The 20,346-nt window shown below is 72.5% G+C and carries 22 protein-coding genes and 1 riboswitch; of the genes, 9 read left to right on the top strand and 13 right to left on the bottom strand.

Annotated elements, in window-relative coordinates; all coding sequences use genetic code 11:
- Positions 1-226 precede the first annotated feature (226 nt).
- From ABT158_RS14470 to ABT158_RS14460, 3 genes are all read right to left on the bottom strand, one after another.
- Positions 227-982 (bottom strand): thiazole synthase, encoded by a 756-nt coding sequence (locus tag ABT158_RS14470; protein WP_352353211.1) that lies wholly within the window; start codon positions 980-982, stop codon positions 227-229.
- Positions 975-1,175, bottom strand: a complete 201-nt coding sequence (gene thiS / locus ABT158_RS14465) for a sulfur carrier protein ThiS (RefSeq protein WP_352353210.1) — start codon at positions 1,173-1,175, stop codon at positions 975-977. The genes ABT158_RS14470 and thiS overlap by 8 nt, the downstream gene beginning before the upstream one ends.
- Positions 1,172-2,641: an FAD-dependent oxidoreductase gene (locus ABT158_RS14460; RefSeq protein WP_352353209.1), complete on the bottom strand. Its 1,470-nt coding sequence runs from the start codon at positions 2,639-2,641 to the stop codon at positions 1,172-1,174. The genes thiS and ABT158_RS14460 overlap by 4 nt, the downstream gene beginning before the upstream one ends.
- A riboswitch (TPP riboswitch) is annotated at positions 2,631-2,747 on the bottom strand. It overlaps the preceding gene by 11 nt.
- 52 nt (positions 2,748-2,799) lie before the next feature.
- Here ABT158_RS14460 and ABT158_RS14455 point away from each other — a divergent pair.
- Genes ABT158_RS14455 through thiE form a run of 3 tightly spaced genes read left to right on the top strand, consistent with a single transcriptional unit; the run spans position 2,800 to position 5,005 of the window.
- Positions 2,800-3,969, top strand: a complete 1,170-nt coding sequence (locus ABT158_RS14455) for an NAD(P)/FAD-dependent oxidoreductase (RefSeq protein WP_352353208.1) — start codon at positions 2,800-2,802, stop codon at positions 3,967-3,969.
- A 30-nt stretch (positions 3,970-3,999) separates the two neighbouring features.
- Positions 4,000-4,374, top strand: a complete 375-nt coding sequence (locus ABT158_RS14450) for an Rv2175c family DNA-binding protein (protein WP_352353207.1) — start codon at positions 4,000-4,002, stop codon at positions 4,372-4,374.
- Positions 4,352-5,005 (top strand): thiamine phosphate synthase, encoded by a 654-nt coding sequence (thiE, locus tag ABT158_RS14445; protein ID WP_352353206.1) that lies wholly within the window; start codon positions 4,352-4,354, stop codon positions 5,003-5,005. Before ABT158_RS14450 ends, thiE begins: the two co-directional genes overlap by 23 nt.
- 108 nt (positions 5,006-5,113) lie before the next feature.
- On the opposite strand, the gene ABT158_RS14440 is transcribed toward thiE, so the two are convergent.
- On the bottom strand, positions 5,114-6,181 hold the full coding sequence (locus ABT158_RS14440; RefSeq protein ID WP_352353205.1) for a polyprenyl synthetase family protein: 1,068 nt from the start codon (positions 6,179-6,181) through the stop codon (positions 5,114-5,116).
- Positions 6,182-6,266: 85 nt separating this feature from the next.
- Here ABT158_RS14440 and metF point away from each other — a divergent pair, with 85 nt between their 5' ends.
- Positions 6,267-7,187 carry a methylenetetrahydrofolate reductase [NAD(P)H] gene (gene metF / locus ABT158_RS14435; protein ID WP_352353204.1) on the top strand — a complete coding sequence of 307 codons (921 nt, stop codon included), beginning with the start codon at positions 6,267-6,269 and terminating at the stop codon, positions 7,185-7,187.
- Positions 7,188-7,376: 189 nt separating this feature from the next.
- Here metF and ABT158_RS14430 read toward each other — a convergent pair whose 3' ends face one another.
- The gene (locus tag ABT158_RS14430; RefSeq protein WP_352353203.1) at positions 7,377-7,940 is read right to left on the bottom strand and encodes a GNAT family N-acetyltransferase; all 564 of its coding nucleotides are present in this window, start codon (positions 7,938-7,940) and stop codon (positions 7,377-7,379) included.
- Positions 7,941-7,950: 10 nt separating this feature from the next.
- A complete protein-coding gene (locus ABT158_RS14425; RefSeq protein WP_352353202.1) occupies positions 7,951-8,427 on the bottom strand; it encodes a YbaK/EbsC family protein in 477 nt (158 codons plus the stop codon).
- A gap of 123 nt (positions 8,428-8,550) precedes the next feature.
- On the opposite strand from ABT158_RS14425, the gene ABT158_RS14420 reads away from it, so the two are divergent.
- Positions 8,551-9,402, top strand: a complete 852-nt coding sequence (locus ABT158_RS14420) for a L,D-transpeptidase family protein (protein WP_352353201.1) — start codon at positions 8,551-8,553, stop codon at positions 9,400-9,402.
- A gap of 77 nt (positions 9,403-9,479) precedes the next feature.
- A complete protein-coding gene (locus tag ABT158_RS14415; RefSeq protein WP_352353200.1) occupies positions 9,480-11,255 on the top strand; it encodes a hypothetical protein in 1,776 nt (591 codons plus the stop codon).
- On the opposite strand, the gene ABT158_RS14410 is transcribed toward ABT158_RS14415, so the two are convergent.
- Positions 11,244-11,741, bottom strand: a complete 498-nt coding sequence (locus ABT158_RS14410) for a hypothetical protein (protein WP_352353199.1) — start codon at positions 11,739-11,741, stop codon at positions 11,244-11,246. The genes ABT158_RS14415 and ABT158_RS14410 overlap by 12 nt on opposite strands.
- 204 nt (positions 11,742-11,945) lie before the next feature.
- Entirely contained in the window at positions 11,946-12,545 is a 600-nt protein-coding gene (locus ABT158_RS14405) for a TetR/AcrR family transcriptional regulator (RefSeq protein WP_352353198.1), read from the bottom strand.
- A gap of 92 nt (positions 12,546-12,637) precedes the next feature.
- Here ABT158_RS14405 and ABT158_RS14400 point away from each other — a divergent pair, with 92 nt between their 5' ends.
- The 3 genes from ABT158_RS14400 (at position 12,638) to ABT158_RS14390 (ending at position 14,916) form a co-directional block, all read left to right on the top strand.
- The gene (locus tag ABT158_RS14400) at positions 12,638-13,810 is read left to right on the top strand and encodes a cytochrome P450 (RefSeq protein ID WP_352353197.1); all 1,173 of its coding nucleotides are present in this window, start codon (positions 12,638-12,640) and stop codon (positions 13,808-13,810) included.
- Positions 13,811-13,816: 6 nt separating this feature from the next.
- Positions 13,817-14,008 carry a ferredoxin gene (locus tag ABT158_RS14395; protein ID WP_352353196.1) on the top strand — a complete coding sequence of 64 codons (192 nt, stop codon included), beginning with the start codon at positions 13,817-13,819 and terminating at the stop codon, positions 14,006-14,008.
- A 185-nt stretch (positions 14,009-14,193) separates the two neighbouring features.
- A complete protein-coding gene (locus ABT158_RS14390) occupies positions 14,194-14,916 on the top strand; it encodes an SAV_6107 family HEPN domain-containing protein (RefSeq protein ID WP_352353669.1) in 723 nt (240 codons plus the stop codon).
- Positions 14,917-15,259: 343 nt separating this feature from the next.
- Here the strand turns inward: ABT158_RS14390 and bldD are convergent, their stop codons facing one another.
- From bldD to argF, 5 genes are all read right to left on the bottom strand, one after another.
- Complete coding sequence (gene bldD, locus ABT158_RS14385; RefSeq protein WP_026214021.1) at positions 15,260-15,754, bottom strand: transcriptional regulator BldD; 495 nt, start codon at positions 15,752-15,754, stop codon at positions 15,260-15,262.
- Positions 15,755-16,054: 300 nt separating this feature from the next.
- Positions 16,055-16,921: a universal stress protein gene (locus ABT158_RS14380; RefSeq protein ID WP_352353195.1), complete on the bottom strand. Its 867-nt coding sequence runs from the start codon at positions 16,919-16,921 to the stop codon at positions 16,055-16,057.
- Positions 16,922-16,923: 2 nt separating this feature from the next.
- Positions 16,924-18,345 carry an amino acid permease gene (locus ABT158_RS14375; RefSeq protein ID WP_352353194.1) on the bottom strand — a complete coding sequence of 474 codons (1,422 nt, stop codon included), beginning with the start codon at positions 18,343-18,345 and terminating at the stop codon, positions 16,924-16,926.
- A gap of 25 nt (positions 18,346-18,370) precedes the next feature.
- Positions 18,371-19,306 carry a carbamate kinase gene (gene arcC / locus ABT158_RS14370; protein WP_352353193.1) on the bottom strand — a complete coding sequence of 312 codons (936 nt, stop codon included), beginning with the start codon at positions 19,304-19,306 and terminating at the stop codon, positions 18,371-18,373.
- Positions 19,307-20,311, bottom strand: coding sequence for an ornithine carbamoyltransferase (gene argF / locus ABT158_RS14365; RefSeq protein WP_352353192.1), 1,005 nt, complete (start codon positions 20,309-20,311; stop codon positions 19,307-19,309).
- Positions 20,312-20,346 lie beyond the last annotated feature (35 nt).

The following is a 20,346-nucleotide window of genomic DNA, read 5'->3' as shown; positions in this document are numbered from 1 at the left end:
CGGGCGTTTTGCCACCGGCAGGGCCCGCGCGCCCGAAACCGATGCGGAGACGTTCTCGCGAGAGCGGCCCCGACCGGCGGAAGGACCGGCGCGAGCCGGTCCCTCCGGGGATCGCAGAGGGGATCTTCAGGGGATCTCCCGGGGGATCTCCAGGGCGTCTCGGGGGCGCCTCCAGGGCGTCTCGGCTGCGTCTCCGGGGCGTCTCCAGGGCGTCTCCGGGGCGCCGCTAGGGGGTCGTCGGCGAGGAGGCCTCGGCGTAGCGCCGGCGCGGGATCCGGCCCGCCTGCCGCGCCTGGCGGCCGGCCGTCACGGCCGCCCTCATCGCCGAGGCCATGAGCTCGGGCCGCTGCGCCCGGGTGACCGCCGTGGCCAGAAGTACCGCGTCGCAGCCCAGCTCCATGGCCAGGGCGGCGTCGCTGGCCGTGCCGATGCCGGCGTCGAGGATCACCGGCACCCCGGCGGCCTCCACGATGAGCTCGATGTTGTGCGGGTTCCTGATCCCGAGCCCCGAGCCGATCGGCGCGCCCAGCGGCATCACCGCCGCGCAGCCGGCCTGCTCCAGCCGCCGCGCCAGCGCCGGGTCGTCGCCGATGTACGGCAGCACCACGAACCCGTCGGCCACCAGCCGCTCGGCCGCGTCGAACGTCTCGATCGGGTCGGGCAGCAGCGTGCGCTCGTCGGAGATGACCTCGAGCTTGACCCAGTTCGTCCCCAGGGCCTCGCGGGCCAGCCGGGCCGTCAGCACGGCCTCGCCCGCGGTGAAGCAGCCCGCGGTGTTCGGCAGCACCTTGATGTCGCGGCGGCGCAGCACGTCGAGGACCGAGCCGCGGGCGCCGGGGTCGAGCCGCCTCATGGCCACCGTGGTCAGCTCGGTGCCCGAGGCGACCAGGGCCTGGTCGAGCACCTCCAGGGAGGGCGCGCCGCCGGTGCCCATGATGAGCCGGGAGGCGAACTTCTCCCCGGCGATGATCAGCTCATCCACCCTGCACCGCCGTCAGCACCTCGACGCGGTCGTGGTCGCCGAGCGCCGTCGTCTCCCACGAGCTCCGCGTGACCACCTCGTCGTTCACGGCCACGGCCACTCCGGTGGTGGCGGTGGTCAGCGTCCGTACGGCCTGGGCCACGGTGGTGCCGTCGGCCACGTCATGCGCGGCGCCGTTGATCGTCACAATCATGAAATATCCCGAAATCTCGCGGGCGAGCACAGCGCGGCCAGCTCGCCCTCCTCACCCGTCAGAATCCCCGCGCCCGTCGAAACCCCCGCCGCCCGAGCCGCTGCCTGGGCCGCCGGCTGTGTGCCTGTCTGGGCCGCCGTCTGTGTGGCCGTCTGGGCCGTCGTCGTGGCCGCTGCCGGGGGTGCCGCCTGGGCCGCCGTCGTCGTGGACGGTGTCAGCACCGCCGACGTGACCAGGGCCGCCGTCAGGGGGGCCAGCAGCACCCCGCCCCGGTGGTGGCCGGTCGCCAGCACCAGCCCGGGGACCTCGCCCGCCCCGATGATCGGCAGGTTGTCGGGTGTGCCCGGACGCAACCCCGCGACCACGTCGGCGACCTCCAGCTCGGTGACGCCCGGCACCAGCTCCCTGGCGTCGCGCAGCAGCTCGTAGAGCCCGCCCGCAGTCACCCGGGTGTCGAACCCCAGCTCCTCCTGGGTCGCCCCGAGCACCAGCTCGCCGTCGCCCCGGGGGACGAGGTAGACGGGCGCGCCGTGCACCATCCCGCGTACGCACCGGCCGAGCAGCGGCTGCGGCGAGCGCAACCGCATGATCTGCCCCTTGACCGGCCGGACGGGCACGTCGGCCAGCTCCCCGCTCCACGCCCCGGCGGCCAGCACCACTCGCTCGGCCGCGATCTCCCGCACCGCCGGCTCAGGCTGACCGGGAACGGCCTCAATCCGCACCCCCGTCACAGCACCGGTCCCAGAGCCGGTCCCAGCGCCTGTCGCGGCGCTTGGAGCGGCGTCGCCGTCGCGCAGCAGGCCGGTCACCCGCGCCCGCAGCACGGGCACGCCCAGCCGGTCGAGCGCGGCCAGCAGCGCCGCCGTGACCCGGCGCGGATCGACCCAGGCGTCACCGGGGGCCAGCAGCCCGCCGCGCACCGAGGGGGCCAGCATGGGCTCCAGACGGCGGCACTCGCGCCCGGTCAGCCGCTCGACCCGCAGCCCCAGCTTGTCCATGAACGCCGCCAGGTCGTCGAGCGCCGCGAGGTCGTCGGCCCCGAAGGCGACGTCGAGCGTGCCGTCGGCGCGCAGGTCGAGCGCCCGGCCAGCGGCCCCCTCCGGCCCGATCACCCCGAACGCGCCCCCGAACGCCTCCCCGGCCCTCGTCCCGGCCCTGCCACCGGGAGGGCCGCTCAGCCCCGTGCCGAGCCCTGCCCCAGAGCCCGCACCGAGATCCGGGCCGAGGCCCGCGTCGGCGGCCAGTTCAGCGGCGAAGGACGGCCATCGGCTCAGCGAGGCGGCCCCCAGCCGCAGCAAAGGCTCCTCGGTGTAGGCGACCTCGCTGACGGGCGCCAGCATCCCGGCCGCCGCGTAGGAGGCCCCGCGGCCCGGGGCCGGATCGACCACCGTGACGGGCAGCCCCTCGCGGGCCAGCCGCCAGGCGATCGACAACCCGACGACCCCGCCGCCCACGATCACATTCATCCGCGCTCCCTTCGCCGGCATGATCCGGATCAGGTGTCTTGCGGTCGAAGGCCCGCTCAAGCCTTCCTCTCAGCCCGGTGACGGCCGGACTCCCGCGCGTCTTGCGCCTCCAGCCTACGGCCTCGGCGCGACGTGCCGGCACCGCCCCCGTTATGGTCATGAACGTGAACCATGTCGTAGTGGTGGGAGCGGGCCTGGCCGGGCTGCGCAGCGCGGAGGCGCTGCGCGGGCGCGGCTTCACCGGACGGATCACGCTGATCGGCCAGGAGCGCCATCGGCCCTACGACCGTCCGCCGTTGTCCAAGGCGGTCCTGTCCGGCGCGGCCGACTCCAGCTTCCTGGAGGCCGACCTCGACGCGCTGGAGGTCGACTTCTGGCCAGGCGTCACCGCCAAGGCCCTGCGCGAGGGCGTCGTGGAGACGACCGAGGGCGAGCTCGGCTACGACGGCCTCGTGATCGCCACCGGCGCCGAGCCGATCACCGTGCCCGGCGACGGCCCCCAGCACGTCCTGCGCACCCTCGACGACGCCCACGAGCTGCGCGCCGGGCTCGTGGCCGGAGCCCACGTGGCGATCATCGGCGCCGGCTGGATCGGCGCCGAGGTCGCCACCGCCGCCCGCAAGGCCGGCTGCTCGGTGACCGTGATCGAGGCCGGCCCCACCCCGCTGGCCAACGCCGTGGGCCCGGAGATCGGCGCCCGCACGCGACACTGGTACGACGGCATCGACCTGCGCCTGAACACCATGGTCGACGAGGTGGACGAGGGCGGCGTGCGGCTGGTGGGCGGCGAGTTCGTCCAGGCGCACGTGGTCGTCACGGGCATCGGCGTGCGCCCGGCAATCGAGTGGCTGGCCGGCTCCGACATCGACCTGCACAACGGCGTCGTCACCGACGAGCACCTGCGCACGTCCATGCCGAACGTGGTCGCCGCCGGCGACTGCGCGGCCTGGTGGTCGCGCCGTTACGGCGTCCGGCTGCGTGTCGAGCACTGGGACACCGCACTCGGCTCGCCCGAGGTCGCCGCCGCGACCCTGCTGGGGGAGGAGGCCGTCTACGACCCGGCCCCCTACTTCTGGTCCGAGCAGTTCGGCCACATGGTCCAGTACATCGGCCACCACCCCTCCGGCGACCGCCTGCTCTACCGGGGCGAGCCCGAGGGCAAGTGGTCGGCCGTCTGGCTGACGTCCGGCGACACCCTCGCCGCCGTGCTCGCCGTCGACCGGCCCCGGGACTACGTGCAGGGCCGTAGGATCATCGAAGGCGGGCACCGCCTCGACACAGAACGCCTGGTAGATCCAGAGGTCCCCCTACGGGATTGTGTTGTTTGAGCAAGGACGGCATGTGGTAGTTGTGGTTTCGTGACGCTTTCTGTTGCACAGATCGACCGGGAGACCGACCAGCTCGTCGACGAGTGGCTCACTCTCCCCGAAGTGGCCTCACGCCTCGACCTCTCGATCGGGCGGGCCAAGCAACTCCTCAAGGACCACAAGCTGCTCGGCGTGCGCCGTGGCGGCGGCGGGCCACAGGTTCCCGCGGTGTTCCTCGACGGGAAGGACGTGATGAAGGGCCTGCCCGGCACACTGACCGTGTTGCAGGACGCCGGCTACGACGACATCGAGTCGCTGCGCTGGCTCTTCACCCCAGACGAGTCCCTGCCGGGGTCGCCCATCGAGGCGATCAAGGCCGGCCGTCACACGGAGGTCAAGCGGCGTGCCCAGGCCCTCGGTTTCTGAGGCCCGCCTCTATCTCTGCACCGACGGCCGCCGCGACCGCGGCGACCTGGCAGAGTTCCTCGATTCGGTGCTGGCCGGCGGCGTGGACATCATCCAGCTGCGGGAGAAGGGCCTGGAGGCACGCGAAGAACTCGCGCTCCTGGAAGTCTTCCGCGACGCCTGCGACCGGCACGGCAAGCTGCTGGCCGTCAACGACCGGGCGGACATCGCCTTCGCCGCCCGGCCCGACGTGCTCCACCTGGGGCAGGACGACCTTCCCGTGACGGTCGCGCGAGAGATGCTCGGCGACGACATCGTCATCGGCCGGTCCACCCACTCCGTCGCCGAGGCGTCCGCCGCGGCCGTGGAGGAGGGCGTCGACTACTTCTGCTGCGGCCCGATCTGGCCCACGCCGACCAAGCCGGGCCGCCACGCGCCCGGCCCGGCGCTGCTGCGGCACGCGGCCTCACTGGGGCCGGCCCCGGGGTCGGCCGCGCCGCGGCCGTGGTTCGGGATCGGCGGCATCGACCTCACCAACCTCGACGAGGTCATGTCGTACGGCGTGAGCCGCGTGGTGGTCGTACGCGCGATCACCGACGCGGAGGACCCGGGGGCGGCGGCGGCCGAGTTCGCCAAACGCCTGACCCCCTGACCCCTGACCCCCTGACACGAACGGGCGCCCGTCCACGACGGGCGCCCGCACTCCACAGCGAGGCCGAAGCGGGCCGCTCAGGCCGGCCGCCGGTACCAGGGGCCCGGGTCAGGTCCTGCGGGACGTCGCGGCGATGGCCAGCTCGGTCAGCGCCGCGCGCGACCCGGCGGTGACCGGCGCCTCGTCGAGCGCGGCCAGCGCGTCCGTGAGATAACCGGCGATCAGGTCCTCGCACTCCCGCAGCGCGCCGCTGTCGGTGATGATCTCGCGCAGGGCGCTCACCCCGTCCTCGTCGAGCGCGGGGTCGCCGAGCAGCCTGCGCACCGTCGCGGCCGCCTCCGGGGGAGCCGCGGCCAGGGTGCGGGCCACCAGCATCGTGCGCTTGCCCTCCCGCAGGTCGTCGCCGGCCGGCTTGCCGGTCTGGGCCGGGTCGCCGAAGACGCCGAGGATGTCGTCCCTGAGCTGGAAGGCGATGCCGACGCGGCGGCCGTAGCCGGTGCACAGCTCGTCCATCCACGGCTCCAGCGCGCCGGCCGCGAGCACCAGGCCGAGCCTGAGCGGCTGCTCCACCGAGTACTTGCCGCTCTTGAACAGCGCCACCCGCAGCGCCGACTCGAAGGTGTTCTCGCCGTGGGCCTGCTCCAGCAGGTCGAGGTACTGGCCGCACATCAGCTCGGTGCGCATGTGGTCGTGGACGGGCTGGGCGGCGGCCAGCGACGCCGGCGGCAGGCCGCTGGTGCGCCACATCTCGCCCGACCACACCAGCAGCAGGTTGCCCAGCAGGATGGCGGCCCCCTCGCCGAACTGCGCGGCCGAGCCGTGCCAGCCCTCCTTCTCGTGCAGGGACTGGAAGCGGCGGTGGGCGGCCGGCATGCCCCTGCGCAGGTCGCTCTTGTCCATCACGTCGTCGTGCACGAGCGCGCTGGCCTGCAACAGCTCCAGCGACGCGGCGGCGGTGAAGATCTCGGGCACGTCGGTGCCGCCCGCGCCGCGCCAGCCCCAGTAGCAGAACGCGGGACGCAGGCGCTTGCCGCCGGCCAGCAGGTCGCCCGCGGCGGTGCGCAGCGGTTCGAGCTCGGCGTCGCCCGAGGCGGGCAGCTGCCGTTCGACGAACTCCCCGAGGGCGCGCTCCACCTGGGTGCGCAGGGCGTCCATGCTCGCGGCGTCAGTCGTCATGCCTTGAGACTAGTGGGCGCGGACTCGGGGTCGGGTCCCCGGTCTAGGGGCGGCCGATCCGGACACCGGCCTGTACGCTTGGGACATGGCGCTTGGTCGATCCTCCATCCTGCCCGATCGTGTCCCCACCGTCCGCGAGCTGCTCGCCACCGGTGGCCGGTCGTTCTCCTTCGAGTTCTTCCCGCCGAAGACCGACGAGGGCGAGCGGCAGCTGTGGAAGGCGATCAGGGAGCTGGAGTCCCTGCGTCCCACGTTCGTCTCGGTGACCTACGGGGCCGGCGGCTCGACCCGCGACCGCACGGTCGACATCGTCGAGCGCCTGGCCCACGACACCACGCTCACCCCTGTGGCGCACTTCACGGCGGTCAACCACTCGCTGCGCGAGCTGCGCCACCTGGTCGGCCGCTTCGCCGACGCGGGGGTGCGCAACATCCTGGCCGTGCGCGGCGACCCGCCCGGCGACCCGACCGCCGAGTGGGTACGGCATCCCGAGGGCGTGCTCTACGCCGAGGAGCTGGTGCGGCTCATCCGGCAGGCGGGCGAGTTCTGCGTGGGGGTGGCGGCGTTCCCGTACAAGCATCCGCGCTCGCCGTCGATCGAGTCCGACACCGAGTACTTCGTGCGCAAGTGCCGCGCGGGGGCCGACTACGCGATCACCCAGATGTTCTTCCAGGCCGACGACTACCTGCGGCTGCGCGACCGGGTGGCGGCCCAGGGCTGTGACACGCCGATCATCCCGTGCATCATGCCGGTCACGCAGATGAGCACGATCGCGCGGTCGGAGCAGTTGTCGGGGGCGCCGTTCCCGGCCGAGGTGGCGGCCCGCTTCGAGGCGGTCGCCGACGACCCGGCCGCGGTGCGGGCGCTCGGCATCGAGCACGGCGCGGAGCTGTGCCAGCGGCTGCTCGACGAGGGCGCGCCCGGCATCCACTTCATCACGTTCAACCGGTCCAGCGCCTCGCGCGAGGTGTTCCAGCGCCTGACGCCGGTCGCCGCCACCGCCTGACCTGCCATCGCCCGACCCCGCACAAAGCGGATGCCCGTCACCCGCCCGCAGGGGGACCGGGCGGGTGACGGGCAGGGGGTGGTATCCAGTCGGTAACGTGTCCGTCACTTTCTGTCATGAAGATGCCCTCGGGCATGACCAGGCAAACCCAGCGAGTACGGGCTTTACCTGCGGTGATGTGCGACGCCCTCAGTCGAGGGGGAGCGGGCGGCCGACGATCGCGTACTCCTCGTGGCCGCCGGGGAAGACGAAGCGGGTCAGCAGGTCGGCGAAGCCCATGCTGGCGTAGAGGTGGCGGGCGGCCGTGGGGCGGTCGTGCGTGGACAACACGGCCGAGCGCTCGGTGCGGCCGGCGCACAGAGTCCGGATCATGGCCCGGCCGATGCCCTTGCCCTGGTGGTCGGGGTGCACGTGGATCTCGGCCAGCTCGAACGCGTGGCCCATCCAGGCGTGCGCGGCCTCCTCGCCCGCCTCGTCGGCCAGCGCCCTGCTCACCACGTCGTGCCACCACTGGCCGGTCGCGCCGCGGAAGCCGTACGCGAAGCCGACGATCCGGGGGCGCGCCACGCCAGCCGGGTCGCGCAATTCTGCGAGATAGCACTGGAAATAGGGATATGTGCCGTGGTTTCGCATGATGGTCTTGCGGCCGGCGATCTGCTCGGGGGGTGGGTTCATCGCCGCCGTGTAGATGTCGATCACCGTGTCCAGGCGTTCGGTGAACTCGGCCGGGCCCGCCCCGCGAAACTCGATCACTCGTCGCACATTACTCGACGTCGACCGGAGTGCCTCCGGTGATCGCCACCAACTCCTCGAACGTCGTCGGGAAGACCGTCAGCGGGTGGCCGCCGGCCGCCCACACCACCTCGTGCTTGCTCAGCCAGTTGTCCACCAGGGTGCGGACCGGGGCCGGATGGCCGACCGGGGCCACCCCGCCGATCGGCTGACCGGTCGCGGCCCTGACGAACTCCGGCGTGGCCCGCCGCACCTTGGCGACGCCGGCCGTACGGGCGACGAGCTCGACGTCCACCCGGTGGGCGCCGCTGGTCAGGACCAGCAGCGGCGCGCCGTCGGCATCGAAGATCAGGCTGTTGGCGATCGCCCCCACCTCACAGCCGAGCTGGGCGGCGGCGGTCGCCGCGGTCGGGGCCTTCTCGGGCAGGACGACGATCTCTCCGGTGGCGCCCGCCGCGCGCAGGGCGGCCTCCACGACGACGGCGTTCGCCGGCAACTTCTCGGACATGAGGACACTCTAAACAGGTTGACCGGCTTATTACCTGTTCATGGTGGGTGGTGTAGGGTCCATCGATCCGGATAGTTCGTGATATGAGAGGTGGTACCGGTGGGGGCTCGACGGCTGCCTGGAGTGGCTGCTCTGCTGACGGCTGGGGCCGTCGTACTCACGGGCTGCGGCGCGCAGACGGGCACATCGGCCGCGACGACCGGGATCACCGGCGCGCCGGGCACGGTCGGCACAGGCAACGCGGCGGGTGCCAAGGCGGGCCCGGCGAAGGCGCCCGTCACAGCGCCTGTCACAGCGCCCGTCACTGCGCCCGTCACAGCGCCCGTCACGGCGCCGCGCAAGACGCTGAAGCTGGGCGCGAAGGGCACGTCCGTCACCTGGCTGCAGCGGCGCCTGGCGGCCCTGGGCTACCTGCCCGGCAAGGCCGACGGCAGTTACGGCGGCACCACCCTCGCCGCCGTCTGGGCCTTCCAGAAGGTCAACGGCATCACGCCGACCAGCACGATCGCCCGCAGGACGTGGGAGGCGCTGGAGCGGCCGAAGACCCCCACGGTGCTGGTGGCCAACGGCAGGCCGACCCGCGCCGAGGTCAACCTGACCAAGCAGATCATGGTCCTCTACGTCGACGGCCAGGTGCGGCTCATCACCCACGTCTCCTCCGGCAGCGGCGTCCCGTACTGCGAGACGACCACCTGGCAGGGCAAGGAGCAGCGCTTCTGCGGCTCGGCCCGCACGCCGACCGGCGACTTCCGCACGACGTGGCGGGCGAGCGGCTGGCACAAGTCCTACCTGGGGCAGCTCTACAACCCGATCTTCTTCAACGGCGGCATCGCCTTCCACGGCGCGCTGTCGGTGCCGCTCTCCCCGGCCTCGCACGGCTGCGTGCGCATGCCGATGAACGTCGCCGAGGTGCTGCCCGGCCTGCTCGGCAAGGGCGTGCCGGTGCATGTGAGAGGCGCGTTCAGGCGCGCATAACGTCCGCGTAACCGGATCCGGTGACGGCCGGGTTATCCGCCTCTTGCTGGACTTCCCCCGACTTCAGGGGGGATTCCATGACGACGACGTTCGCAGCTCGTGTTCCGGCTCCTGCCCCGTACGTGCGGCGCAGGAGCCGGTCGCGTTCGTGGTGGTTGCTGGCGATCGGGTGGGTGGCGCAGGTCGCGCTGCGGTTGTGGTTGTTCCGGCAGCACGCCGGGCCCGTGGCCAACCCGGACGAGACCGGATACCTGATCGCCGCCCGGTGGCTGGCCGGCGGGCCCGGGGCGGATCTGACCGGCTTCACCTTCTACCAGGGCGGCTACCCGCTGCTGCTGACGCCGGTGTTCCGGTTCACGCAGGATCCGGTGGTGGCCTACCGGCTGGTCGTCGCGGTGGGGTCGATGGTGGCGGCGGGGGCGTTCCCGCTGGCGTACCTGCTGCTGCGGCGGCTGGGGGCGGGGCCGCGGGCGGCGATGGCGGCGGCGTTCGCGGGCGGGTTGTCGCCGTCGCTGCTGCTGTTCTCGGGGCTGGCGCTGGCCGACGCGGTCCTGCCCACCCTCGTCCTGGCCTGGCTGGTCGCGCTGCACGACCTCGTGGCCAGGGGGTCGGTCAGGGCGGGCGTGCTGGCGGGCGTCCTGGCGGGGTACGCCATGGCGGTGCACCTGCGCGGCACCGTCGTCCTGGCGGTGACCCTGCTGGCGATGGCGGGGCTGCTCATCGCGGGCCGCAGGGGCGCGGCGGGGAGGTTCTTCACGCGCCGCCGCAGCTCGGCGGCCGGGACGGCGACGGCGGGGGTGTCCATCGCGCGCCGCAGGGGCGCGGCGGCCGGGCTGGTGGCCGCCGTGGCGGCGGCGGGAGCGGCGACGGCGCTCAACCGGGTGTTGTCCGCGGCGCTGTACCCGGGCGGGGCGCGTGACCTGTCCGGCCTCCTGGCCGAGCGGGTGAGCGGGCTCGACGGGCAGGCGTGGGCGCTGGCGGGGGCGGCCGGGCAGCTCTGGTACCTGATCGCCGGGACCTGGGGGCTGGCCGGGGTGGGGCTCGCGGGCGCCGTCGCCATCGTGGCCAGGCGGTCGGCGCCGGTGCCGCGGCGCGTGCTCGCGGCCGTCCTGCTGGCCACGACCCTGGGCATCGCCTACGCCTCCTCGGCCGCGCTCCCCGACGAGCACCGGATCGGCAACTACGCCTACGGCCGCTACCTGGCCTGCGTGGCGCTCGCCTGGACCCTGGCCGGGCTGCTCGTGCTGGCCAGGGCCGGCCGCGGGGCCCTCGTCCGGCACGCGCTCGCGGCGGCCGGGCTGCTGGCGGCGACCGGCGGCGTGGTGGTCCGGTACGCGGGGGACCGGCTCCAGCGGTACGCGTTCATCGCCTTCGACTTCCCCGAGGTGATCTTCCTCAGCCGGGTGCGGGACGCCTTCGACCTGGTCGCCGCCTCCCTCGCGGCGCTCGCCCTGCTGGCGGGCCTGGCGGCGGCGGCGCTGCTGACCGCCCGCCGGCGGTGGCCGGCGCTCCTGGCCGTGCTGGCGGCGGTCAACCTGGTCTTCGCCGCCGACCTGGCGCCGAAGTCCGCGCCCGCCGCCGGGCCCGACTGGCTGCCCGTCCTCACGGGCCCGGGACGGGTGGCCGTGGACCGGCGGGTGGTGTGGAACATCCGGGCCGTCCTGGCCTACCGCGTCTCCTGGACCGAGGCCGAGCTCTACGACGGTACGCCGCCGGCCGGCGTCTGCACCGCCGTCGTCCCGCCCGGCTCGGGGCCGGCGCCCGCGGGGTGGGCCGCGACCGGCGCGGGCGGCGCCCGCCAGGGCTGGACCACCTGGGTCAGCGACCGCTGCTCCGGCGGGTCAGCGCGGTGACGCCGTCCGGGCCGCGGTGTACGCGCGGACCATGCCGACGGCCTGGGCCAGGGCCGCCACCAGCAGGAGCAGGGCCGAGAAGTACTGGTACGGCGGGAGCGCGCCGGCGAAGGCCTGATGGTCGTAGAAACCGGGCAGCCGCGGCACGGGGTTGTAGACGGCCGCCGCGAGCCCCAGCACGTACGGCAGGATGAGCACGCCCGACACCACCAGCAGCGCGCCGCGACCCCGGGCCGCGCGGCGCAGCAGCAGGCCCACCACGGCGATCCCCGCGGCCGCGACGCCGGCCACCAGCGCGATGCCCCTGACGATCCACCACAGGTCCGAGCCCAGCGACGTCAGGCCGCCGGAGGTCATCGGGTCCGCCGGGTCGGGGCCCCGCGTCCCCGACGCCGTGCGCAGGGCCGCGTAGTTGACGGCCGCGTACGCCGCCGCCAGGACCGGCCCCGACAGCAGCAGGATGAGAGTGCCCGTCCGTCCTCGCACCGATCCCCCTCACACGACCGTTCCCGTCCGGCCGGTCCGTCCGCTGTCCGCCACTCGCACCGATTCGCGTCCGGCCGGTCCGTCCGCCGTCCGCCGTTCGCGCCGATTCGCGTCCGGCCGCTTCGTCAGCTGTCCGCCACCCGCGCGGACAGCCTGTCAGACGCGCGCCGTCACCCGCCACCCGCGGCCGCGTCGGCGGGGTGGTCAGCGGGGGAGGCCGTGGAGGGCGATGTCGGCGGCCCGGCGGGCGGCGTCGCGGGCCTGCTCCACCGGGAGGCCGTCGTTGAGCGTGGTCATCACGGCCAGCTTCACCGCGCCGATCAGCGACCCCACGGCGGCCGCCGCCTCGACCCGGTCGAGCCGGCCGGGATAGGCCGCCGACAGCGCGTCCGCCAGCCGGAGCTGGCTGTCGAACAGCAGGTGCAGCGCCCGCGCCTGGAGGGGCGGCTCGCGCATGATGAGCTCCAGGCGCAGCGCCGTCTGCTCCGACCAGGTGTCCTGGCCGTCGTCCGAGGTCGAGAGCGCGTCCTCGATGAAGGCGCGCAGCAGGTCGGCCGGCGTCTGGCCGGGGGCGGGCGCGGACAGGAACGCCAGCGCGCGCTCGATCTGGTGCTCGGAGTCGTAGAAGAGCACGTCCTCCTTGCTGGCGAAGTAGCTGAAGAAGGTGCGCGTGGAGACCTCGGCGCTGGCGGCGATCTCCGCCAGCGTGGTCTCCTCGTAGCCCTTCTCGCCGAACAGCCGGAGCGCGCCCTCGATCAGCGCCCGGCGCGTGCGCTGCTTCTTGCGCTCCCGCAGTCCTACCATGACGGAACTCTACACCGATATACGAATTTCATGCATTGAAGTTTTGCATCGGTTGAGGTTTTCTAGGAAGGTGAGCTCGGAAAGGAGCCAGCATGTCCGACCTGACCTTCCCCATCACCCGACGGCGGCCGTTCGATCCGCCCGAGGAAGCCACGGCCCTGCGACAACACGGCGCCATGCACCGCCTGACCTTCGCCGACGGCCACCTCGGCTGGCTGGTCACCGGCTACTCGGCCGCCCGCGCGATCCTGGCCGACCCCCGCTTCAGCAACCGTCCGGAGCGGCTGCACCCCGTCGTGCCCGCCCGGGTGCAGCTCCAGCAGCAACTGCCGCCCGGGTTCTTCCTGCGCATGGACGCGCCCGAGCACACGCGCTACCGCAAGCTGCTCATGGGGCAGTTCACCGTCCGGCGGATGAAGGCGCTCGAACCCAGGATCGAGGAGATCACCCACTCCTGCCTCGACGCCATGCAGGCCGCCGGGCCGCCCGCGGACCTGGTGCAGTCCTTCGCGCTGCCGATCCCGTCGCTGGTGATCTGCGAGCTGCTCGGGGTGCCGTACGAGGACCGCGCGGTGTTCCAGGAGGAGACCAAGATCCTGGTCAACCTGGAGACCCAGGCCGACGACGCCCTGGCCGCGTTCGCCAGGATCGGGGCGTACCTGTCGGAGCTGATCGGGCGCAAGCGGGCCGAGCCGGCCGACGACCTGCTCAGCGGGCTCGTCGGGGAGCTGAACCACGAGGAGCTGACCGGGGTCGCGTTCCTGCTGCTGCTGGCCGGGCACGAGACGACCGCCAACATGCTGGGGCTGGGCACGTACGCGCTGCTCACCAACCCCGACCAGCTCGCCGCCATGCGCGACGACCCGTCGGTGGTGGACAACGGCGTGGAGGAGCTGCTGCGCTACCTCACGATCATCCACCTCGGCCCGGTGCGCAGCGCCCTGGAGGACGTCGAGATCGAGGGCCACCTGGTCAGGGCGGGCGAGTCGATCGCCTTCCACCTGCCCACCGTGAACCGCGACCCCTCCCGCTTCCAGGACGCCGACCGCCTCGACGTCCACCGGCCGGTCGGCGGGCACCTGACGTTCGGTCACGGCATCCACCAGTGCCTCGGGCAGCAGCTCGCCCGGGCCGAGATGCGCATCGCGTACCCGGCGCTGCTGCGGCGGCTGCCTGGCCTACGCTTGGCCGTAACGCCTGAGGAGGTGCCGATGCGTTCGGACATGAGCATCTACGGAGTGCACCGCCTCCCTGTCACTTGGTAGGTCACGATGAAGATCACAGCGGATACGACGGTGTGCATCGGGGCGGGCATGTGCGCCCTGACGGTGCCGGAGGTGTTCGACCAGAGTGAGGACGAGGGCACGGTGGTGCTGCTGCACGAGGTGCCCGAGGAAGGGCAGGAGGAGGCCGTGCGGCGCGCGGTGTCGCTGTGCCCGTCGGGGGCCCTCTCCGTGTCCTGAGCCGCCTCGTCCGGTCTGACCGTCCCGCCGCCGCCACCGCCCCCGGTGGCGGCGGCTTCGTGCGCTCGCGGGTGGCGATCCCCGTGCCCGAACGGAGGGGCGTCGCGGGACGGATCGATCATTTCGCGCCATGGTCATCGAACCTGTGTTCGTGGAACAGGTTGACACCGAGCGTGATCGAAATTATGTTCGACCTAGTGGCGGTGAGGCTCGCGGCTCAACGTCACCCAAGGGCCTGGCCGCGGTCGTTCGCTTCCCCAAGCGAGTCCCGTGGCCAGGCTCCACGGGCGAAGGGCGCGTCCTCGTCGTCGGCGGAGACGAGTGGGCGTGTCCTGGCCGGACGGGGAGAGGGGAAGCTCCTCGTCCGGCCGGCCCGGCGGAAATGTCGGTGGCGTCTGAGAGTGTTGGCCTCACCGGCGGAGACGCCGGCCGCCGCCCACGACTCCAAGGAGGCGCGCAAGATGGCACCACGGCCTAGAGAAACACCCGGGCCCCGGCTGTCGCCTGCGGTTCGGGCACACTTGACCGATTCACGTTCCTGCCTGGCGGAGGCGACCGCCGCTCGCACCCCGGCATCCCGATATGTGGCCGCCCATCTGGCGGCTCTTCGTGCGGCTGCGGCGATCCTGGCCGCCCGTCCCCGTCCCATGGAGGGCCGCAGGCGCCGTCTGCGCAGCGCGTGGGAGCTGCTGCCCGAGGCCGAGCCGCACCTCGCCGAGTGGGCCGCCTACTTCTCCGTGAGCGCCGCCAAGCGCGCGGCCGCGGAGGCGGGCGTGGTCCGCGGCATCAGCGCGGCCGACGCCAATGAGATCCTGGCCGAGGCCGAGACGTTCGTCTCGACGGTGGAAGACCTGCTCGGCGTCCCCGCCCAGCCCCAGCTCCCGGTGGACGTGCCGCTGGCGGGCTGACCCCGCCGCCCGGCTCTCCAGGCGACGCCGCCGCGCGGAAGAGCGCGGGTGGCGGGGTCCAACAAAGCCGATGAACGTGAGCGAGGCGGCTGTTGCTGACACGCGTGCCCAAAAGGGGCCGGTCGGGTCTTCGCTTCGTCGGGCCTCGGTGGTCCCGCTGTCCCTCTGGTAGGCATCGCTTCGCGCCTGGCCCCTCGGGGCGCGTGCGGGGCTCAAGAATCGGTTTTGAGGGATTCGGGCCCTTTGTCGCGTTCGCCGATAATTGAAAGTTCATTTTCGGGGCGGTACGACGGAGGGCCCGCCAGGGGAATTGGCGGGCCCTTCGGGGGTGAAGCGGCGGGTTCTAGAAGGACTCGACGGCCCGGCGCGCCTCGGCGTCGAGCACACCCCAGCTGATGAGCTCCTCGGTCAACTCGCTGGGCGACTTGTCATAGATCACAGCCAACGAACGCAGGTCCTCCTGGCGGATCGACAGGACCTTGCCGTTGTAGTCGCCACGCTGGCTCTGAATGGTGGCGGCGTAACGGGCAAGCGCTCCGGCCTTCTCCTTCGGCAGTGTCGCCAGGCGCTCCAGGTCGATCACAAGCTTGGGAGTGGGCCCGAGCGGGCTCGGCGCGGCGCCTCCGGGCAGCAGCTCGGAGACGGGCACCCCGTAGAAGTCGGCAAGCTCGGCAAGTTTCTGCACGGTGACGGCTCGGTCGCCACGCTCGTAAGAGCCCACGACCACGGCTTTCCACCTGCCGCGCGACTTCTCTTCGACTCCATGCAGGGACAGCCCCTGCTGGGTGCGGATGGCGCGGAGTCGTGCACCCAGCGACTTTGCGTACTCAGACGGCATCGTGTGGCCCCCCGGCTCTCGTATGTATCGCTCTTAGTAGATTGTGCTCCCTTGCGGCATATGCCCCAGCCACCGGGGGGTACGGTGCCAGGCTCGGCACCATCGGTAGCCGTGGCCCTGGGTTTACCCCAGAACGCCGCGCGGTGTGGTTACGCACAGTGACGGTAAAGGGGTGGGAGCCTAAGGTCAAGCTGATTGGAAAAAAGATGCCGAATCCGGTCCGGGAGGGAACGCAACAAACGCCCCTCTTGTACCGATGGCAACACTACTTCGTCATAGTTTGACGAGTGAAATCGAGCGTCAGGTCTCGCGGGTCAGAATCATGACCGGGCAGGTCGCGGCCTGGACGATCTTGATGGACGTGTCGCCCAGGAAGACCCGGCGCAGCGGCCCGGCGTCGCTGGAGGCGCACACCAGCAGCTCTCCCGGCAGCCACGTGGTCGTGCCGAGCGCCTGTGCCACGTTCCGGCCCTCCAGGAGCTCCACCTCGACCTGAAGCCTGCGCCGCTGCCCCCGCGCCGCCGCGCGCAGGTCCGCGGCGGCCTGGTCGCGCAGCCGTACGAGCATGTCCTCCTCGACCTGGACGCGGCGGCCGGTCCTGACCACCAGGGTGACCAGCCGCAGCGGGATGTCCAGGGTGACCGCGGCCTTGGCCGCGCCCCGGACGGCGGCGTCGGCGCCGGGCCCGCGGCGGTAGGCGACGGTGATGCGCTCGAACGCGGCCGGCGGGTCGTCGCCGTAGCCGCGCGGGGCCAGCAGCACGGGCACCGGCGAGGAGTGCAGGAGCTGGTCGGCGGTACTGCCGACGGTGATGCGGGACCGGGTGCCGCCGGGCGCCGAGCCGATGACCACGACGTCGGCGCCGCGCCTGCGGGCCACCTCCACCAGCCCGCGCCCGCTGCCCTTGTTGGTGTGGCGCACGTACTCGGCCTGGTCGCCGGCCAGCTCGCGGGCCTGCGCCAGCGCGGTCTCGGCCTGCTCGCGCAGGTAGGAACGCCAGGCGCCCTCGTCGGCGCGGGCGGGGCCCGGCGTGGTCGTCACGGGCGGCTGGACGGTCGCGACCGTCAGGCTGCCCCCGGTCTGCCGGGTCAGCACGACGGCCAGCGCGAGCCCGTCCCAGCCGCGCGGCTCGGCGATGTACCCGGCCAGCACCTTGTCGAACTTCATGGTCACCGCACCTCGGCATTCAGCCGCGAATGCCCGTAGCCGTACAGGAAATAGCAGATCAGGCCGACCAGCATCCACAGGCCGAAGGCGGCCCAGGTGACGCCGGCCAGCCCGGCCATCACGATGACGCAGAAGATCGCGCCGAGCGCCGGGGTGAGGGGGAAGAGCGGCGTGCGGAAGCTGCGCGGCAGCTCCGGGCTGCGGTAGCGCAGGACCAGCACGCCGACGTTGACGATGAGGAAGGCGAACAGCGTGCCGATGCTGGTGGCCTCGGCGAGCTGGCCGAGCGGCACCAGCCCGGCCAGGACCGAGATGAACAGGGCCACGATCAGCGTGTTGGCGACCGGCACCTGGTGGCGCGGGTTCACCCGCTGGAAGATCCGGGGGATGAGCCCGTCGCGGGACATCGCGAACAGGATGCGGGTCTGGCCGTAGATGACCGTGAGCACGACGCTGGCGATGGCGATCACCGCGCCGAAGGAGACGATCACGCCCGGCCAGGTGGCGCCGGTGGCCTGGTCGACGATCTGCGACAGGCTGGCCTCGGTGCTCTCCGGGTCGAACTCGGTCCACGGCTTGGCCCCGATGGCGGCCACGGCGACCAGGACGTACACGGCGGTGACGATGAGCAGGGACAGCAGGATGGCCAGGGGCAGGTCGCGCTTGGGGTTCTTGGCCTCCTCGCCGGCGGTGGAGGCGGCGTCGAAGCCGATGTAGGAGAAGAACACCTGCGAGGCGGCCGCGGTGACCCCGGCCACCCCGAGCGGCGCGAACGGGGTGAAGTTCCCGGACTGGAACGCCGTGAACGCCACCACGCAGAAGAACACCAGCACCGCGATCTTGATCAGCACGAACACCGCGTTGGCCTTGGCCGACTCCGAGGCCCCGTAGAGCAGCAGCCAGGTGGCCAGGAGCACGATGAGGATCGCGGTGACGTTGACCACGCCGCCGTCCTGGCCGGGGGAGCGGGTGATCGCCTCGGGCAGCGTCCAGCCGAACAGGCTGCGCAGGAACGCGTTGAGGTACTCGCCCCAGCCCACGGCCACGGCCGCGACGGACACGGCGTACTCCAGCATGAGGCACCAGCCGCACACCCAGGCCACCAGCTCGCCCAGCGTCGCGTACGCGTAGGAGTAGGACGAGCCGGACACCGGGATCGTCCCGGCCAGCTCGGCGTACGACAGGGCCGAGAACAACGCCGTGACGGCCGCCAGCACGAACGCCAGCACCACCGCCGGCCCCGCCTTGGGCACCGCCTGGCCGAGGATGACGAAGATGCCGGTGCCCAGCGTGGCGCCCACGCTGAACAGCGTGAGCTGCCACAACGTCATCGTGCGCCGCAGCTCGCCGCCCTCGCCCTGCCCGCCCTCGGCCACGATGCGCTCGGTCGGCTTGGTGCGCAGCAGCCGTGCGGCCAGTGTCACGTCGGTCTCCTAGAGGGTCGGTCTCCTAGAGGGTGCTGGTCAACGGCCACATCCCGTTGGGTGTGACAATCGTGCCCGCGGAACCGGCGAGTATGTCCTTCGCCTCGTCCAGCCTGCCGATGGCGGCCATGTCGCCGGTCGTCTCGACGAACCGGCACACCGCCTCGACCTTCGGTCCCATCGACCCGGCCGGGAAGCGCAGGCCGCGCAGCTCGTGCGGGGTGGTGCAGGCGATCTCGCTCTGGCCCGGGGCGCCGAAGTCGCGGTACACCCGCGGGACGTCGGTCAGGATGAGGAAGGCGTCGCACTCCAGCGCCTCGGCCAGCATCGAGGCGGTCAGGTCCTTGTCGATGACGGCCTCGACGCCCGCCAGCCGGCCGCGCGCGTCCCGCACGACCGGGATGCCGCCGCCGCCCGCGCAGACCACCACCACGCCCTCGCGGACCATCTTGCGGATCAGCCGGGTCTCCACGATGCGCTGCGGCGTGGGGGAGGGGACGACGCGGCGCCAGTGGTCGCCGTCGGGCTTGACCGTCCAGCCGTACTCGGCGGCCAGTTTGCGGGCCTCGTCCTCCTCGTAGATCTGGCCGACGAACTTGGTGGGGTCGTCGAAGGCCGGGTCGACGGCGCTGACCAGGGTCTGGGTGACCATGGCGAGCACCTGCCGGCCGGGCAGGGCGTTCTGCAGCGCCTGCTGCATCCAGTAGCCGAGCATGCCCTGCGTCTGCGCGCCGAGCGTGTCGAAGGGGTAGGGCCGGCTCAGGTTCGGGTCCGCGGCGCTCTCCAGCGCCAGCATGCCGACCTGGGGGCCGTTCCCGTGGGTGATGACCAGCTCGTGCTCGCCGGCCAGCTGTGCCAGCGTCCTGACGGCGGTGGCGATGTTGTCCCTCTGCACGTCGGCGTCCGGCTTCTGGCCGCGCTTGAGCACCGCGTTGCCGCCGAGTGCGACGATGACCCGCATTCAGTCCCCCAGGGTTGCGACCATGATCGCTTTGATGGTGTGCAGCCGGTTCTCGGCCTCGTCGAAGACGATGGAGCGCGGCGACTCGAAGACCTCGTCGGTCACCTCCAGGGCCTCCAGGCCGGTCCTGGCGTAGATGTCGGTGCCGACGCCGGTCTCCCGGTTGTGGAAGGCGGGCAGGCAGTGCATGAACTTCACGTCCGGATTGCCGGTGGCCCGGACGACGTCGTCGTTCACCTGGTACGGCAGCAGCAGCTCGATCCGCTCGTCCCACACCTCCTTCGGCTCTCCCATCGAGACCCACACGTCGGTGTAGAGGAAGTCGGCGCCCCTGACGCCCTCGGCCACGTCCTCGGTGATGGTGATCCGGGCGCCGGTGGACCTGGCCAGCTCCTCGGCGGGCCGCACCGCGAGGTCCCGGTCGGGCCGCAGCGCCGCCGGGGTGACCAGCCGGATGTCCAGGCCGAGCAGCGCGCCGGTGACCAGCAGCGAGTGGCCGGTGTTGTTGCGCGCGTCCCCCAGGTAGGCCAGGGACACCTCGCGCAGCGGCTTGTCGCTGTGCTCCTGGACGGTGAGCATGTCGGCCAGCATCTGCGTGGGGTGCCACTCGTCGGTCAGGCCGTTCCACACCGGCACGCCGGACAGCGCCGCCAGGTCCTCGACGTAGGACTGCTTGCTGCCGCGGTACTCGATGCCGTCGAACATGCGGCCCAGCACCCGCGCGGTGTCCCTGACCGACTCCTTGTGCCCGATGTGCGAGCCGGCCGGGTCGAGGTAGGTGACGTGCGCCCCCTGGTCGTGGGCGGCCACCTCGAACGCGCAGCGGGTGCGGGTGGAGGTCTTCTCGAAGATGAGCGCGATGTTCTTGCCCTTGAGCCGCTGCCGTTCGATCCCGGCGTACTTGGCGGCCTTCAGCTCCGCCGACAGGTGCAGCAGGAAGCCGAACTCCTCCGGTGTGAAGTCCAGTTCCTTGAGGAAACTGCGGTTGCGCAGGTTGAACGCCATGTCGCCCCTTCCCTGTGGCCGCCCGGGTGCCGGCC

Source organism: Nonomuraea sp. NPDC001636, assembly GCF_040298265.1.
Taxonomy (GTDB): Bacteria; Actinomycetota; Actinomycetes; order Streptosporangiales; family Streptosporangiaceae; genus Nonomuraea.
Note: the sequence above shows the minus strand (reverse complement) of the source record. Positions and strands in the feature narration are given on the sequence as shown.

What these genes read in the sequence shown, in the direction of transcription:
- ABT158_RS14425 (WP_352353202.1), bottom strand. Translation starts at nt 8,427, where the DNA reads ATGTCCGAGAAGTTGCCGGCGAACGCCGTCGTCGTGGAGGCCGCCCTG.
- ABT158_RS14440 (WP_352353205.1), bottom strand. Translation starts at nt 6,181, where the DNA reads ATGACGACTGACGCCGCGAGCATGGACGCCCTGCGCACCCAGGTGGAG.
- ABT158_RS14395 (WP_352353196.1), top strand. Translation starts at nt 13,817, where the DNA reads ATGAAGATCACAGCGGATACGACGGTGTGCATCGGGGCGGGCATGTGC.
- ABT158_RS14380 (WP_352353195.1), bottom strand. Translation starts at nt 16,921, where the DNA reads ATGAAGTTCGACAAGGTGCTGGCCGGGTACATCGCCGAGCCGCGCGGC.
- ABT158_RS14460 (WP_352353209.1), bottom strand. Translation starts at nt 2,641, where the DNA reads ATGAATGTGATCGTGGGCGGCGGGGTCGTCGGGTTGTCGATCGCCTGG.
- ABT158_RS14400 (WP_352353197.1), top strand. Translation starts at nt 12,638, where the DNA reads ATGTCCGACCTGACCTTCCCCATCACCCGACGGCGGCCGTTCGATCCG.
- ABT158_RS14390 (WP_352353669.1), top strand. Translation starts at nt 14,194, where the DNA reads ATGTTCGACCTAGTGGCGGTGAGGCTCGCGGCTCAACGTCACCCAAGG.
- arcC (WP_352353193.1), bottom strand. Translation starts at nt 19,306, where the DNA reads ATGCGGGTCATCGTCGCACTCGGCGGCAACGCGGTGCTCAAGCGCGGC.
- ABT158_RS14415 (WP_352353200.1), top strand. Translation starts at nt 9,480, where the DNA reads ATGACGACGACGTTCGCAGCTCGTGTTCCGGCTCCTGCCCCGTACGTG.
- ABT158_RS14455 (WP_352353208.1), top strand. Translation starts at nt 2,800, where the DNA reads ATGAACGTGAACCATGTCGTAGTGGTGGGAGCGGGCCTGGCCGGGCTG.
- metF (WP_352353204.1), top strand. Translation starts at nt 6,267, where the DNA reads ATGGCGCTTGGTCGATCCTCCATCCTGCCCGATCGTGTCCCCACCGTC.
- ABT158_RS14405 (WP_352353198.1), bottom strand. Translation starts at nt 12,545, where the DNA reads ATGGTAGGACTGCGGGAGCGCAAGAAGCAGCGCACGCGCCGGGCGCTG.
- argF (WP_352353192.1), bottom strand. Translation starts at nt 20,311, where the DNA reads ATGGCGTTCAACCTGCGCAACCGCAGTTTCCTCAAGGAACTGGACTTC.
- bldD (WP_026214021.1), bottom strand. Translation starts at nt 15,754, where the DNA reads ATGCCGTCTGAGTACGCAAAGTCGCTGGGTGCACGACTCCGCGCCATC.
- thiS (WP_352353210.1), bottom strand. Translation starts at nt 1,175, where the DNA reads ATGATTGTGACGATCAACGGCGCCGCGCATGACGTGGCCGACGGCACC.